General features: G+C 72.5%; 10 protein-coding genes and 1 pseudogene. 5 read left to right on the top strand and 6 right to left on the bottom strand.

Going from position 1 to position 14289, the window contains the following annotated elements; translation table 11 throughout:
* Window positions 1-39: 39 nt before the first annotated feature.
* From SSP29_RS38905 to SSP29_RS38890, 4 genes are all read right to left on the bottom strand, one after another.
* Window positions 40-435, bottom strand: coding sequence for a TOBE domain-containing protein (locus tag SSP29_RS38905; RefSeq protein ID WP_089105631.1), 396 nt, complete (start codon window positions 433-435; stop codon window positions 40-42).
* Window positions 436-484: 49 nt separating this feature from the next.
* The gene (locus SSP29_RS38900; RefSeq protein WP_089105630.1) at window positions 485-1006 is read right to left on the bottom strand and encodes a hypothetical protein; all 522 of its coding nucleotides are present in this window, start codon (window positions 1004-1006) and stop codon (window positions 485-487) included.
* Window positions 1007-1121: 115 nt separating this feature from the next.
* Window positions 1122-3077, bottom strand: a complete 1956-nt coding sequence (locus tag SSP29_RS38895; protein ID WP_089105629.1) for an APC family permease — start codon at window positions 3075-3077, stop codon at window positions 1122-1124.
* Between the two features lie 917 nt (window positions 3078-3994).
* Window positions 3995-5554: a Na+/H+ antiporter gene (locus SSP29_RS38890; RefSeq protein ID WP_089105628.1), complete on the bottom strand. Its 1560-nt coding sequence runs from the start codon at window positions 5552-5554 to the stop codon at window positions 3995-3997.
* A 207-nt stretch (window positions 5555-5761) separates the two neighbouring features.
* Here SSP29_RS38890 and SSP29_RS38885 point away from each other — a divergent pair.
* The 3 genes and pseudogenes from SSP29_RS38885 to SSP29_RS38875 all read left to right on the top strand — a co-directional run bounded on the left by SSP29_RS38885 (window position 5762) and on the right by SSP29_RS38875 (window position 11033).
* Window positions 5762-8255: pseudogene (locus SSP29_RS38885) on the top strand (ATP-binding protein).
* A complete protein-coding gene (locus SSP29_RS38880) occupies window positions 8252-9046 on the top strand; it encodes a DUF4118 domain-containing protein (protein ID WP_089105627.1) in 795 nt (264 codons plus the stop codon). The pseudogene SSP29_RS38885 and the gene SSP29_RS38880 overlap by 4 nt, the downstream one beginning before the upstream one ends.
* Before the next feature lie 178 nt (window positions 9047-9224).
* A complete protein-coding gene (locus SSP29_RS38875) occupies window positions 9225-11033 on the top strand; it encodes an NAD-binding protein (RefSeq protein WP_089105626.1) in 1809 nt (602 codons plus the stop codon).
* Window positions 11034-11057: 24 nt separating this feature from the next.
* Here SSP29_RS38875 and SSP29_RS52395 read toward each other — a convergent pair whose 3' ends face one another.
* Entirely contained in the window at window positions 11058-11282 is a 225-nt protein-coding gene (locus tag SSP29_RS52395; protein ID WP_089105625.1) for a hypothetical protein, read from the bottom strand.
* Window positions 11283-11577: 295 nt separating this feature from the next.
* Window positions 11578-11733: a hypothetical protein gene (locus SSP29_RS58830; protein WP_167450102.1), complete on the bottom strand. Its 156-nt coding sequence runs from the start codon at window positions 11731-11733 to the stop codon at window positions 11578-11580.
* Between the two features lie 321 nt (window positions 11734-12054).
* Here SSP29_RS58830 and SSP29_RS38865 point away from each other — a divergent pair, with 321 nt between their 5' ends.
* Window positions 12055-13896: an APC family permease gene (locus SSP29_RS38865; RefSeq protein ID WP_089105624.1), complete on the top strand. Its 1842-nt coding sequence runs from the start codon at window positions 12055-12057 to the stop codon at window positions 13894-13896.
* Window positions 13897-14194: 298 nt separating this feature from the next.
* Window positions 14195-14284 (top strand): K(+)-transporting ATPase subunit F, encoded by a 90-nt coding sequence (gene kdpF, locus SSP29_RS57145; RefSeq protein ID WP_016434100.1) that lies wholly within the window; start codon window positions 14195-14197, stop codon window positions 14282-14284.
* The last annotated feature ends 5 nt before the right edge of the window (window positions 14285-14289 follow it).

The following is a 14289-nucleotide window of genomic DNA, read 5'->3' as shown; positions in this document are numbered from 1 at the left end:
TGACCGCATGAACGGATGACCGCATGAACGGATGAGCGGTCAGACGCGGTCGATGTGGACGTTCGTGGACTTCACCCGGGCGGTGGCCTCCATGCCGACCTCCAGGCCGAGTTCCTCGACCGCCTCCCGGGTCAGGAGGGAGACCAGCCGGTGCGGTCCGGCCTGGATCTCGACCTGGGCGGCGACATCGCCCAGCTTGATCGCGGTGACGATGCCGGGGAAGGCGTTGCGGACCGAGGTGTAGGAGGCGTCCTCCTCGCCGGTGCCGGCCCTGGCCAGTTCGACGGAGAACGCGGCGAGGTCCGCGCCCTCGATGAGCCGCCGGCCGCCCTCGTCACGATGGGTGGCCATCCGGCCCGCGTCGGCCCAGCGGCGGGCGGTGTCCGGGCTGACGCCGAGCAGCCGTGCCGCCTGGCCGATCGTGTAGGAAGGCATGCGCTCACGATAGGGCCAGGTGGCGGGGGAGCAGGACGTGGGGCGGCGGTCAGGTGAGTCCGGACGCGTCGAGGACCGCGCGCGCGTTCGTGTCGTCGATCTCGTGGCCGAGCTGCGCCAGCACATCGGCGCCCCGGCGCAGGGTGCCGCGCTCCACGGAGCGGCGGACGCCGGTGTCCAGCTCGTGCCAGAGCAGGGGATTGGCGTGCAGTACGCCCGGGTCGAGTTCCAGGCGGCTGCCGTGGGTGTCGCGCAGGACCAGATGCGCCGCGACGTCCCCGTACCGGCCGACGTAGACCAGCGAGTCGGTGCGGACGGTACGGCGGCGCAGCGGGCTGCGGACGGCCAGCCAGCCGGGGCCCGCCGTGACGCGGGCCGGCAGCAGCATGGTCAGAATCATGGCCGACAGGGCGACCCAGAGCAGGGCGCGGGCCGGGGTGAGGGTGCCGGCGTCCCAGTCCACCAGGAGCGTCAGCCCGCCGTAGCCGAGGGCGCAGCCGACGGCCAGATGTGCGCTGCCCCGCCAGGTGCGATCGCCCGCCGCCAGGCTTCTGCGTCTTATGTCCTCCATGAGGCCGACGGTAGGGGCCGGTGGGCGCGTACGACCGGCCGCTGACACGGTTCTTATGCGGACCGACCGGTTATTGACGGGATTCTTACGACGAGGACGCGCCCGGGGCGGGCGCTCAGCCGGTGTGGACGCGCGGTCGCCGGGCGCGGTCCGGTTCCGCCTCGCGCAGCACCTCGCGGGTGACCGGGGCGACCTCGCCCTGGCCGAAGAGGAAGAAGCGCAGGAAGTTGGCGAACGGGTTGCCCTCGGTCCACTCGAAGTAGATGTGCGGGATGGAGCCGGTCTCGTCCCGGACGTCCAGCAGCAGTGCGGCCAGGGCGTTGGGGATGGAAGCCGACTCCAGGGTCAGCACGCGGTAGCGGTTGTGCAGGACCTCGCCGCGGACGGTCAGGCCCGCCTCGAACTCGGAGGGGTCGGTGAGCGTGACCTCGACGAAGACGAAGTCCTCCTGTTCGGGCATGTCGTTGTCGGCCCGGATCTGCTCGATCTTGTCGCGGTACTCGGCCTTGTCGCGGCGGTCCGGCTCGTTGGCGATGAACCGCATCTTGCGGCTGGCCATGTCGCGGATGAATCGTTCCGCCATGTCGTCGAGGGTCACGCTGGTCACGCGCAGCTCGAAGGCGCGGGCGAGACGGGAGAGCAGCGAGACGAGGATGATGCCGACGATGAAGCAGGCACCGATCTTCACACCGTCCGGCCGCTCGATGACGTTCACGACGGTCGTGTAGAGGAACACCACCGAGATGACCGCGAAGGCGATGGTCCAGTTGCGCTGCCCGGCCTTGCGGGCGGCGATGGTCACCGCGACCGCGGCGGAGCTGATCAGCACCAGCACGCCGGTGGCGTAGGCGCCGCCCTGCGCGTCGACGTCGGCGTCGAAGATCCAGGTCACCAAGAAGGCGACCAGAGTGAAGACGATGACCATCGGGCGCACGGCACGGGCCCAGTGCGGGGCCATGCCGTAGCGGGGCAGGTAGCGGGGCATCAGGTTGAGCAGGCCGGCCATCGCGGAGGCGCCGGCGAACCACAGGATGCAGATGGTCGAGACGTCGTAGACCGTGCCGAAGGCGTTGCCGAGGTACTCGTGCGCCAGGTAGGCGAGCGCACGGCCGTTGGCGTCGCCGCCCGACTTGAACGCCTGCTCCGGGATCAGCAGCGTCGTGATGAAGCTGGTCGCGATCAGGAAGCAGCTCATGATCAGGGCGGCCGTGGTGAGCAGCTTCTTGGTGTCGCGGATCCGGCCGGTGGGCCGCTCCTCGGTGTCGCCCGGATCGCCCTCGACGTGCGGCATGACCGCGACGCCGGTCTCGAAGCCGGACAGGCCCAGGGCGAGTTTCGGGAACACGATCAGGGCCACGCCGATCATGACGAAGACGTTGCCGTGTTCCGTGGTGAGGGCGCTGGTCCAGTCGGTGACGACGTGCTCGGCGGTGATGACGTGGTAGAAGCCGACGATCACGACGACGACGTTGAGCGCGAGGTAGATGCCCACGAGGGCGACCGCGACGCCGATCGCCTCCAGGAAGCCCTTGAGGAAGACCGCGCCGAGCAGAGCCACCAGGACCAGCGTGATGATCATCTGCTTGCCGTGCAGGGCGTCGGTGAGATGCGGGTTCTCCACCAGGTGGGTGGAGGCGTCGGCGGCCGACAGGGTGATGGTGATGAGGAAGTCGGTGGCGGCGAAGCCGAGCAGGGTCAGCACGAACAACTTGCCCTGCCAGAAGGAGAGCAGCCGCTCCAGCATGGCGATGGAGCCCTCGCCGTGCGGGCTCTCCTCGGCGACGCGCCGGTAGACCGGCAGGGCGCCGGCCAGGGTGACTATGACGAGGACGATGGTCGCGATCGGCGACAGCAGGCCTGCCGCCAGGGCGGCGATGCCCGGCTGGTAGCCGAGGGTCGAGAAGTAGTCCACACCGGTCAGGCACATCACCCGCCACCAGCGCTGGCCCTTGTGCGCGGCCTCGGGCTGCGTGTGCGGGCCACTTTGGCCGGCGCCCTTGCCCATGTCGGACAGTCCCTCCAGCATCCAGGCGCGCAGGCGACTGGGAGGGGGATGTTCGGTCGTGGCCATGGGGTGGGCTCCTGGTGTCCGGCGCGGGGTGTGCGGCGCAGTTCGATTCCGGCCATCACGCAGACGGCGGCACCAGCGTAAGCAGAGAGTGACGCGTGGGCCCACGGATCAGCGGGCCCCAGGCGTCAAGCTTGCGTTAAGAATCGCCTGACAGGAGGCGTCGGAGCATCAAGAAACGGTGTCTTGGAGGCCGGGGCCGGGCGTTCGGCTGTACGGGGGACGGCGGGCGGGTGCCGGGCGCCGGACACCGAGCGTTATCCCGTACGACATCCCGCACCAGGTTCTGCCCGCGCTCTCGCACGCGCTCGGCGGGTCGTCAGTGGGATGTCCGGCCCTGTCGCCGTGGTCGGACCTCGTCCTGCGGGCTCGCTCGGACATGCACGTCAACTCCGTCACTGCGAGGGGGGTGCGCCGTCCTCGGACGGAAGGGGACCGTGACCATCACGGCCGGCGCAGTACACAGACCTCCCGGGGGAGGCTGTGGAAGAGCCCCGGCAGGCCACGGTGGTCCCGCCGCCCGTACCCGCCCCGGGGCCGCGGACAAGGCGCCCGGGGGCGGCGGATCGTGGCCGCGCGGGCCGCTCTGCGCCGCCGTCTCCGGGCGACCGTTCCGGCTCGGCTGCGCCTTCTGCGCGCGGCCACGGTCCTGCTCGCCGTCGCCCTGGGGATCCTGCTTCTCGTCGCCGGCCTTGCCGCGAACGGCACCTGGGACGACGTGGCCGACCGCGACGCCCCCCGCACCACCAGCGCGGCCGGCCTCAACCTGGCCCACTTCGACGCCCCGGTGGCGGCGGGGCGGGCCGGGCCGGGCCGGGATCACCGGTCAACTGCCCTGGGCGTGCGCGCTGTTGCTGCCGGCGGTAGGGCTGACCGGACTCGGGCTGCGGCCCCGGCCGGCCGAGTTCCGCTGAACGCCGTCAGGCGTCCGCCAGCCGCGCCTCCTCAAGGTCCAGCGACCGCTGGAGCCGCCGTCGGGTCGTGTCGCTGATCGTGTGCTCGTCGTACAGGCGGCGCAGCTCCGCCGCCTCCACCGCTATCAGGTCGCGGCGCAGCTGCCGGTAGACCAGGTCGGCCGACTCGACGGTGCTGTCGGTCAGCCGGTCGCGGGCGTCGTCGAGGCGGGCGTTGAGGCCGCGCCGCAGCCGGTCGAGGACCACGTCCGGCACGGCCTCCAGCTCGGACAGCTCCTCCAGCCGCCGGATGCCCGCGTCGGCCAGCCGGCAGCGGGCGGCGGCCTCCTCGCGCTCGGTGTGGTCGGGCTCCAGGGCGATGCCCGAGCGGCGCACCACCGAGGCCAGCGAGAAACCCTGCACGACCAGGGTGACCACGACCACCGAGGTGGTCAGGACCAGGACCAGCGGGCGCTCGGTCAGCGCCGAGCCGTCCTTCGCCGTCACCGGGATCGACAGCGCCGCCGCCAGCGGCACCACACCCCGGGTGCCGGCCCAGGTCAGCACCACCGGCAGCCGCCAGTTCGGCCGCTGTATGCCGCCCTTGCGCTGCACCACCGCCGACAGCGGAGCCAGCCACAGCAGCCGCACCGCGATCAGCGTGCCGGCCACCGCCAGTGCGTACAGCGGCCACGCCCGGTCACCGTCGGACAGCGCCCGCACCTGGGCGGGCAGCGCGAGCCCTATCAGGCTGAAGACCACGCTCTCCAGCAGGAAGACCACCGTGCCGTAGACGGCGTGCAGCTGGAGCCTTATGCGGGCGTTGGTGAGCCGGTCGCCGCGGCCGCCCAGGACCACGCCCGCCACGACCACCGAGGTGACCCCGGAGGTATGGGCGGCCTCTGCGAGGACGTACGCCGCGTACGGTGTGACCAGGGAGATCACCGTCTCCAGGACCGGGTCCTCGGTGCGCCGCCTGATCACCACGACGACGCCGGCGACCAGCGCGCCGATCAGCGTGCCGCCGCCCGCCAGCAGCAGGAACTCACCGCCCGCCGCCCCCCAGTTCGCCGCCGCCGAGGCCACCGCGACGCTCACCGCGACCCGGTAGAGGACCAGCGAGGTCGCGTCGTTGAAGAGGCTCTCCGCCTGGACCAGCATCTGCACCTTCGGCGGCAGGGCGAGCCGGCGGCCGAGCGCGGTCACCGCGACCGGGTCGGTGCTGGCCAGGATCGCGCCCAGCACCAGTGCCATCTGCCAGGACAGCGGGGTGACCATCGAGGCGACGGCACCCACGGCCGCCGCCGAGGCCAGCACCAGACCGACCGCGAGCACGCCGACCGGCTTCCACACCGCCCGCAGCTCGCGCCAGGAGAGCTCTTCCGCGCTGGCGTAGAGGAGCGGCGGGAGGACGACCAGACCGATGACCTCCGGGCTGACCCGGATCGTCGGGGTGCCCGGCAGCAGGGCCACGGCGAGGCCCGCGACCACGAGGAGGGAGGGGGCGGGAATCCGCCATCGGCGGGCGAAGGTCGCCACCACCGTGGCCAGTACCACGAGTGCGAGAACCGTACCCACGCCGCGCATGCCGTCCCCCTGGGGCCCAGGGCCTGTCTCCAGGGACGGGCCCGACAGGAGCCACCGTGACTCCCGGCCGACCAGACTTCCCGGCACACCGCCTTCACCCTATCCGGCCAAGGGCCGTCAAGACAGTGTCAACGTCCTCGTCAGCGGCGCCAGAGACACGTCAAGACGCCGCTCCCCGGGCCTTCCGGCGCGCTTCTCTTTGAGGTGATGAACGAGGTACCGCGCGGACGACTGAAGGTCTACCTCGGGGCCGCCCCAGGGGTCGGCAAGACCTACCGCATGCTCGACGAGGCTCAGCGCCGCGCGTCCCGGGGCGCGGACGTGGCGGTGGGGTACGTGGAGTGCCACGGGCGCCCCTGGACCGAGTCCATGATCGACGGCCTGGAGGTCGTGGCACCGCTGCGACTACCGGGGCGGCGAGTTCGAGGAGATGGACGTCGCGGCCGTGCTGGCGCGTCGCCCCAAGGTGGCGATCGTCGACGAGTTCGCGCACACCAACATCCCGGGCGGCGGCCGGCACCCCAAACGCTGGCAGGACGTAGAGGACCTGCTAGCGGCGGGCATAGACGTGATCACCGCCGTCAACATCCAGCACCTCGAATCACTCAAAGACGTCGTCGAGAAGATCACCGGGGTGCCGCAGCACGAGACGGTGCCCGACGACGTGGTCCGCAAGGCGGAACAGATCGAGTTCGTCGACATCCCGCCCGGGGGCCTGCGCCGCCGCATGGCGCACGGCAACATCTACGCCCCCGAGAAGGTCGACGCGGCCCTCGCCAACTACTTCCGCCCCGGCAACCTCACCGCCCTGCGCCAGCTGGCCCTGCTCTGGGTCGCCGACCGGGTCGACGAGGCGCTCCAGTCGTACCGCGCCGAGCACGCCATCGGCGGGGTGTGGGAGACCCGCGAGCGGGTGGTGGTCGCGCTGACCGGCGGCCCGGAGGGCGACACGCTGGTACGACGGGCCGCGCGCATCGCCGACCGGTCGGCGGGCGGCGACCTGCTCGCCGTGCACGTGGCCCGCAGCGACGGCCTGGCCGCCGGAGTCTCGCACGCCTCGCTGGCCCGGCAGCGCCGGCTGGTCGAGGACCTCGGCGGCAGCTACCACTCCGTGGTCGGCGACGACGTGGCCACCGCCCTGGTGGACTTCGCGCGTGCCGAGAACGCCACCCAGCTGGTCCTCGGCACCAGCCGCCGGGGCCGCCTGGAACGCTTCCTCACCGGACCCGGCACGGGGGAGACGGTCACCGCGCTCTCCGGCGACATCGACGTCCACCGGGTGACCCACGAGCGGGCCGGCCGCGGCACCCTGCTGCCCTCCCGCCGCCGCACCCTGTCCACCCGCAGGCTCATCGCCGGACCGGTCGCGGGGCTCGTCCTGCCCGTGCTGCTGACCGTCGCCCTCGCCCAGGTGCGCGGCACCGTCAACCTCACGAGCGAGGCCCTGCTCTTCCTGCTCGCGGTGGTCGGCGTGGCCTGCATAGGCGGGGTGACCTCCGCCGTGATCGCCTCCGTCACCGCGTCCCTGCTGCTCAACTACTGGTTCATCCCGCCCATCGGCCGGTTCACCCTGGACGACCCCAACGCCCTGCTGGCACTGGGGGTGTTCGCGGTCGTGGCCGCCACCGTCGCCGCGGTCGTCGACCGCTCGCTGCGGCTGTCCAGACGCGCGGCCCGGGCCACCGCGGAGGCGGAGACGATGTCGTCGCTGGCCGGCAGCATCGTGCGCGGCGGCCAGACCATCCCGGCGCTGCTGGAACGCACCCGCGAGACCTTCGGCATGGACTCCGCCGAACTCGTCGACGAACCGCCGGACGGAGCCGACGCCACCGCCGTACCCGCGGGCCCCGGCAACTACCTGGTCCTGCGCGGCCGTACGCCCTCCTCGTCCGAGCGGCGGGTGCTCGCCGCCTTCGCCGCGCACGTCGGCTCGGCGGTCGAACGGGCCCGGCTCGCCCAGGTCGCCGCCGAGGTCGAACCCGTACGCGCCGCCGACCGGATGCGCACCGCGCTGCTGCGGGCCGTCGGCCACGACCTGCGCACCCCGCTCGCGGCCGGCTGGGCGGCGGTCACCTCGCTGCGCAGCCGGGAGGTGGAGTTCACCCCGGAGGACCGCGACGAACTCCTCGCCACCGCCGAGGAGTCCATGGCCCGGCTCAGCCGCCTCGTCGACAACCTCCTCGACCTCAGCCGCCTGGAGGCCAGCGTCCTCACGCTGAACCTGCGGGCCACCGCACTGGAGGAGGTGCTCCCGACGGCCCTGGCGGACACTCCGGCGGTCGAGGTGCACGGCGAGCTGGAGAACATGCCTCCGCTGCTGGCCGACCCGCCGTTGCTGGAGCGCGTGATCGCCAACCTGGTCGGCAACGCGGCCCGCTACAGCCCGCCCGGCAAGCGGGTGCTGGTGACGGCGAGCGCGCTGGCGGGGCGGGCCGAACTCCGGATCATCGACCGGGGCCCCGGCCTGCCGGCCAACGGCCGCGACCGCCTCTTCGAGCCCTTCCAGCGGCTCGGCGACACCGACAACACCACCGGCCTCGGCCTCGGACTCGCCCTCGCCCGGGGGCTCACCGAGGCGATGGACGGCACCCTGACCCCCGAGGACACCCCGGGCGGCGGACTGACCATGGTCGTCTCGCTGCCCCTGGCCGACCGGACCCAACCCTTCCGGACGCCGCAGCGCGTAGGAGGTGCACCATGAGCAGCACGCACGCCGGCTTTGGAGCGAGCTTCGGACGGCCCGTCGCGGCCCTGCCGGCCCGGGACCGGGCCGCCCTCGCCGCAGGTCTCGTCGCCCCCTTCCTGGTCACCCTCGTTCTGGTCCCCTTCCGCACCGACCTGTCCCACACCAACGCGGCGCTGATCCTCGTCGTGGTGGTCGTCGCGGTGGCCGCGCTGGGCAGCCGACTCGCCGGAGCGGTGGCGGCGCTTTCTGCGGCGGCCTGGTTCGACTTCTTCCTGACCCGGCCGTACGGGACCTTCGACATCAGCGCCGGCGCCGACATCGAGACGGCCGTCCTGCTGCTCGTCGTCGGCCTGATCGTGGCCCGGCTCGCGGCCCACGCCCGCAAGCTGGAGGTCATCACGGTGACCGACGAGGGCTACCTCGCCCGGATCCACACCACCGCCGACCTGGTCCGGTCCGCCACGTCCGCCGACACCGTCGTCGACCACGTCCGCGGCGAGCTGACCGCGCTGCTCGGCCTGTCCGGCTGCCGTTTCGAGTACGGCACCCTGCTGGGACAGCCGGCCCGGCTGGGCAAGGACGGCGGGATCACCGTCGGGCGCCGGGCCTGGGACCTGGAGCGGAGCGGCTGGCCGGAGGGCGAGACCGAACTGCGCGCGTACGGCAACGGGCACTACCTCGGCCGGTTCATGCTCACCCCGGGACCCGGGCCGGTGCCTCCGCTTCAGGCCCGGCTGGTCGCGGTGACGCTGGCCGACCAGACCGGGGCCGCGCTGGACACGGCGGGGCCGGTGGGCGCGGGCTGACCAGAGGGGGGAGGGCCGGGCCCAGGACCCTCCGAACCGACATTGTTGGCATGCTCTTGACGAACTCTTGGGCGGAGGTCACGGCCTGGCCGGAACCAGGCGCGCCGCCCGTGCCGTTCTGGCTGATGTGACGTCAACTCTGCTCGTACCAGCGACATCCGGAGAGAGAACCGGGCACATGGTGATCTGCGGCGACGACGGTCTCGCGCACCGGCTCGCCGTCGAACTGGACGCCGTGTGCGGCGAGGTCGTCACCGTGGTCCTGCCGGCCGCCGACGACGAGCACGGCGCCCGGGTCGCCGCCCTGCACCGCGACCCGGCGTCCGCCGTCCACCTGCACATCTCGGCCCGCCCGGACGAGGCCACCCTGCGCGCGGCCGGTGTCGAACGCGCCGCCGCGCTCGCCCTGATCTACCGCGACGACCAGGTCAACGTCACCGCGGCCCTGCTCGCCCGCGCGGTCAACCCCTCCGTGCGGCTGGTCGTGCGGATGTTTGACCGGGAGCGCGGCAGCCATCTGGAACGGCTCCTCGACCGGGCGGCGGGCCTGTGCGACGCCCCGGCGCCGGACACCTCCACCACCGTGCTCTCCGACGCCGACACCGCCGTACCGGAGCTGGTCGCGGCGGCCGCCGTGGGCCACGGCCACACCCTGGAGGTAGAGGGGAAGGTCTTCCGTGGCGTCGTACGGCCCGCGGGCACCCCGACGCACGTCACCGACCTCGCCACCCTGGCCGTGCTCTCCGGAGCCCACGAGGACGACCCGGCCAGCCAGGACAGCGCCGAGACGGCCGGCGAGGACGGCACCCAGCTGCTGCCGGACGACCGGACCGCGTACCACCGGCAGTTCACGCACGGGCGGCTGACGCTGGAGGAGGTCGTCCACCTCGACACGGGCGAACCGGCCCGCCGCGCCTGGCGGTTCCGGCCGGTGCGCTGGCTGCGGGCCCGGTTCGCCCATCTGCCGTGGCGGGTCTTCCGCTCCCGGCAACTGGCCGCCGTCTACGGCTCGTTGGCCGCCGTGGTGATCGCCCTGTCCACCGCCACCGCGCTCTTCGCGGACGAGCACCCCTGGTGGAAGAACTTCTATCTGCCCCTGCTGGACATCTTCACGATGGGGGATCCGGCGACCGAGGAGTCGCCCGCCCGCCGCATACTCCAGCTCCTCGCCGGCTTCGTCGGGCTCGCCGTGCTGCCGCTCGTGGTCGCGGCGACCATGAACGCCACCGAGGCGTTCCGCACCGCCTCCGTGAACCATCCGCCCGACGACGACGTCACCGGTCACATCGTGCTGGTCGGCCTCGGGATGGTCGGCACCCGGGTGCTGGACCGGCTGCGCACCACCGGCCACCAGGTCGTGGCCATCGAGCGGGACCCGCGCGCCAGGGGTGTCGCGCTCGCCCGGGAACTCGGTGTCCCGCTGGTCCTGGAGGACGCGACCGCCCCCGGCGTCCTCGAACTCGCCCGGGTCCGGCAGTGCCGCTCCCTGCTCGTCCTCACCCGCGACGACGGCCAGAACCTCGACATCGTCATGGCCGTCCGGGAGGCCAACCCCGAGGTACGGGTGGTCACCCGGCTGTACGACGACGCCTTCGCCGCGACCGTCCAGCGCACGCTGCGGGCGTCCTACCCGGACGCGCTCACCCGGAGCAGAAGCGTTTCCGCGCTGGCCGCGCCGTCGTTCGCGGCGGCCATGATGGGGCGCCATGTGCTGGGGGTGATGCCGGTGGAGCGGGGGTCGCTGCTGTTCACCTGCGTGGACGTGGCCGGGCATCCGGAGCTGGAGGGGCGCTCGGTGCACCAGGCGTTCCGGCGGCGGGAGTGGCGGGTGCTGGCGGTGGGACCGGTCGGCGGGGCCGCCCCGGGACAGCCGGCCTTCGACTGGCGGCCGGCGCAGGGGCGGGTGCTGGCGGCGGGGGACCGGGTGGTGATGGCCACCACCCGGCGGGGGCTCGATGTGCTGATGACTGGGGTGCGGAGAGGGTGAGACGGGGGCGGCGGGGGAGCGGGGCTACTCCAGGCCCGAGGCCTTGAAGACGCCCAACGCGTTCTCGCGCTCGACCTGTTCGCCGAGGCGGCTGAGCGCCGTCGAGCCGCACGTGAGGGTGCCGGCCGTGGCGGCCTTGCGTGCGCCTTGGTCCACGCGCAGCCAGAGGTCGGGGTTCGCGACGAAGACCTGGGGGTCGATCTCCAGCCGGTCGCCGAAGGCGTCGCGGAGCAGCAGCCGGGGGGACATGCCGTCGAGGCGGCGGACGGAGACCAGGAGGTCGGTGCGGACCCTGCGGGTGCGCAGCAGCCTGCGTGAGGTGAGCCAGCCGTCGCCGGCGCGGACCCTGGCGGGGCAGACGAGGCCGAAGAGGAGCAGGGCTAGGGCCTGTCTGACAATTCCCGTCGTCGCCCGGAGGGCGGCCTCGCGGCGTCAGGTGCGTGTTCTCGGCGTGCCGGGCGTAGGCCCTCGTACTGGACGTACTTGGGTCTGCGCCCGGTGCGGCGAGAGTGCGTGCATGGCGTCGCGAGGCAGACGGGAATTGTCAGACAGGCCCTAGGGCGGTCCAGAGGGTGCCGCGCCACCAGGTGAGCGTGCCCGATCCGCAGTCGATCAGGAGGAGCAGGGCGAGGAGGGCGCCTGCGCAACGGGCCGATGCGTAGACGTCTTTGGACCAGCGGTGGTCCTCGGAGTGCTGCATGGGGTGAAGGTAGGGAGTCGCGGGCGACGGCGTCAGGAGGAGCTGCGGGTCTTTGACGGGACTCTGACGGTTGTGGGTCCGTGCGGGCCGGTGGGGGTTGAGCGCGCCCACGCGGCGGTAGCCGCAAACCGATACAGCCCCGCGCCCCTTACGGGGCGCCGTAGTCACTCACGTCAAGAAGTCATCAAAGTCGAACCCTCCCGCGCGAAGAACGCGCAAGGGATTGTCGGACCTGGTCGGGGCGGGACAGAACCTAATCGCATCGCGCGCGGTGTCTCCGTGCGCGAAACGTATGTCCCGTTCGTTAAGGAGCACCCGCCCATGTCCGTACTGACCGCCGAACCGGGCGCAGTGCCCGCCGGCGAGGAGCCGCCCGATACCGGGGAACGGTATCGCCTCACCGCCGTCACCGGCCTCGCCGCGCTGTCGCTGGACGCGATGGCGTCGGTGGCGTACGGACCGGAGGCCATCGTGCTCGTGCTGGCCGCCGCCGGAGCGCACGGGCTCGGCTACACGCTGCCCGTCACCCTCGCCATCGCGGCCCTCCTTGCGGTGCTCGTCGCCTCGTACCGGCAGGTCATCGCGGCCTTCCCGGACGGGGGCGGGTCCTATGCGGTGGCCCGGACCCACCTCGGCGCCCGGACCAGCCTGGTGGCCGCCGCCTCCCTGGTGCTCGACTACGTGCTCAACGTCGCCGTCGCCGTCACCGCCGGTGTCGCCGCCCTCACCTCGGCCTTCCCGGCGCTGTACCCGCACCGGCTGTCGCTGTGCCTGGCCGTGCTGGTGCTGATCACGGCCGTGAACCTGCGCGGCATCGTGGAGTCGGCGAAGGCGTTCATCGTGCCGACGGTCGTGTTCGTGGGGTCGATCTTCGTGCTGATCGTCGTGGGGCTCTTCCGGTCCTCGCCGGCCAGCACGGCCACCGCCGCCGGACATGCCTCCGTGCTCGCCGACAACGCCTCCAGCGTGGGCGCCCTGCTCCTGCTGAAAGCCTTCGCCTCCGGTTGTGCCGCCCTCACCGGTGTGGAGGCCATCGCCAACGCCGTGCCCTCCTTCCGGGTGCCCCGCGCGAAGCGGGCCCAGCACGCCGAGGTCGTCCTGGGGGCGGTGCTGGGCGCGATGCTGATCGGGCTCTCGGTGCTGATCTCCCGGTTCCACCTCCAGCCCGTGGCGGGCGTGACCGTCCTCGCCCAGCTCGCCGACGCCTCCCTCGGCCACAACTGGGGCTTCTACGTCATCCAGTTCGCCACGATGATCCTGCTGGCGTTGTCCGCCAACACGTCGTTCGGCGGGCTGCCGGTGCTGCTCAAGCTGCTCGCCCGGGACAACTACCTGCCGCATGTCTTCGCGCTCAAGGCCGACCGGCAGGTGCACCGGCACGGTGTGCTCGCCCTGGCCGTCGTCTCGGCCGCGCTGCTGGTGTTCTCCGGCGGCGACACCAACACCCTGGTGCCGATGTTCGCCATCGGGGTCTTCGTCGGGTTCACCGTGGCCCAGGTGGGGATGGTGCGGCACTGGCTGCTGGAGCGGGGGCCCGGCTGGCGGGGGAAGGCACTGCTCAACGGGTTCGGGGCGGTCCTGACCGGGGTCGCGACCGTCGTCGTGACCATCAGTAAGTTCACCGAGGGCGCCTGGCTCGTCGTGGTCATGCTGCCGTTGCTCGTCGCCGCCTTCGTCGCCGTGCACCGTGCCTACGGGCGGATCGGGGAGCGGCTCGGGCTCGGGCGGATCCCGGAGCCGCCGCACCGGGAGCGGTCGGTCGTGATCGTGCCGGTGTCGTCCCTGTCCCGGCTCACCTCCGCGGCGCTCTCCGCGGCCGCCTCCCTCGGCGACGAGGTACGTGCCGTCACCGTCTGCCACCCCGCCCCCGAGGACCGGGCCCAGCTGCACGCCCTGGAGCGGGCCTGGGCCGAGTGGGACCCCGGGGTGCCGCTGGTGCGGCTGAGCTGTGAGCGGCGCACCCTTGGCCGGCCCATCGCCGCGTACGTCCGCGAGGTGGCCGCCGCCGAGCCGGCCACCCAGGTGACCGTGCTGATCCCGGAGGCCGAGCCCGAGCGGCTCTGGCAGCGGCTCCTGCAGAACCAGCGCGGTGCCGTCGTCGCGCACGCCGTGCGGCGGGAGACCGACGCGGTGATCTGCCGGCTGCGGTTCCGCCTGTGCTGACCCGTCTGATGTGCCTGCGGCTGGCGTTCCCCCAGTTCAGGCGGGTTCGGCCGCCGAACGGCGGCCTCCGGTCGCGGGTTGGCCGTGGCCGCGTAAGAGTCCCGTCAAAGGCGTGAACGCCGCCGTAAGGGACCCGTCAACGGCAGCTGAATCCGGCCAGAAAGACGCTTTCCTCTAACAGTCCAAGTCCGTGCCCGAACCTCATCCAGGAGTTCACGATGGCCGATCTGGCCTTCGTCGTCACCGTGCTCGCGGGTTTCGCGCTGGTGGCCCTCGTCGCCAAGGGGGTGACCAAGCTGTGACCGCCGAGAACATCGTCGGCCTCGTCGTGGCCGTCGCCCTGCTGGGCTATCTCGTCCTCGCCCTGATCTTCCCGGAGAGGTTCTGAGACAC

The sequence above is a fragment of the Streptomyces hyaluromycini genome, assembly GCF_002217755.1.
GTDB classification, from domain to species: Bacteria; Actinomycetota; Actinomycetes; order Streptomycetales; family Streptomycetaceae; genus Streptomyces; species Streptomyces hyaluromycini.
Note: the sequence above shows the minus strand (reverse complement) of the source record. Positions and strands in the feature narration are given on the sequence as shown.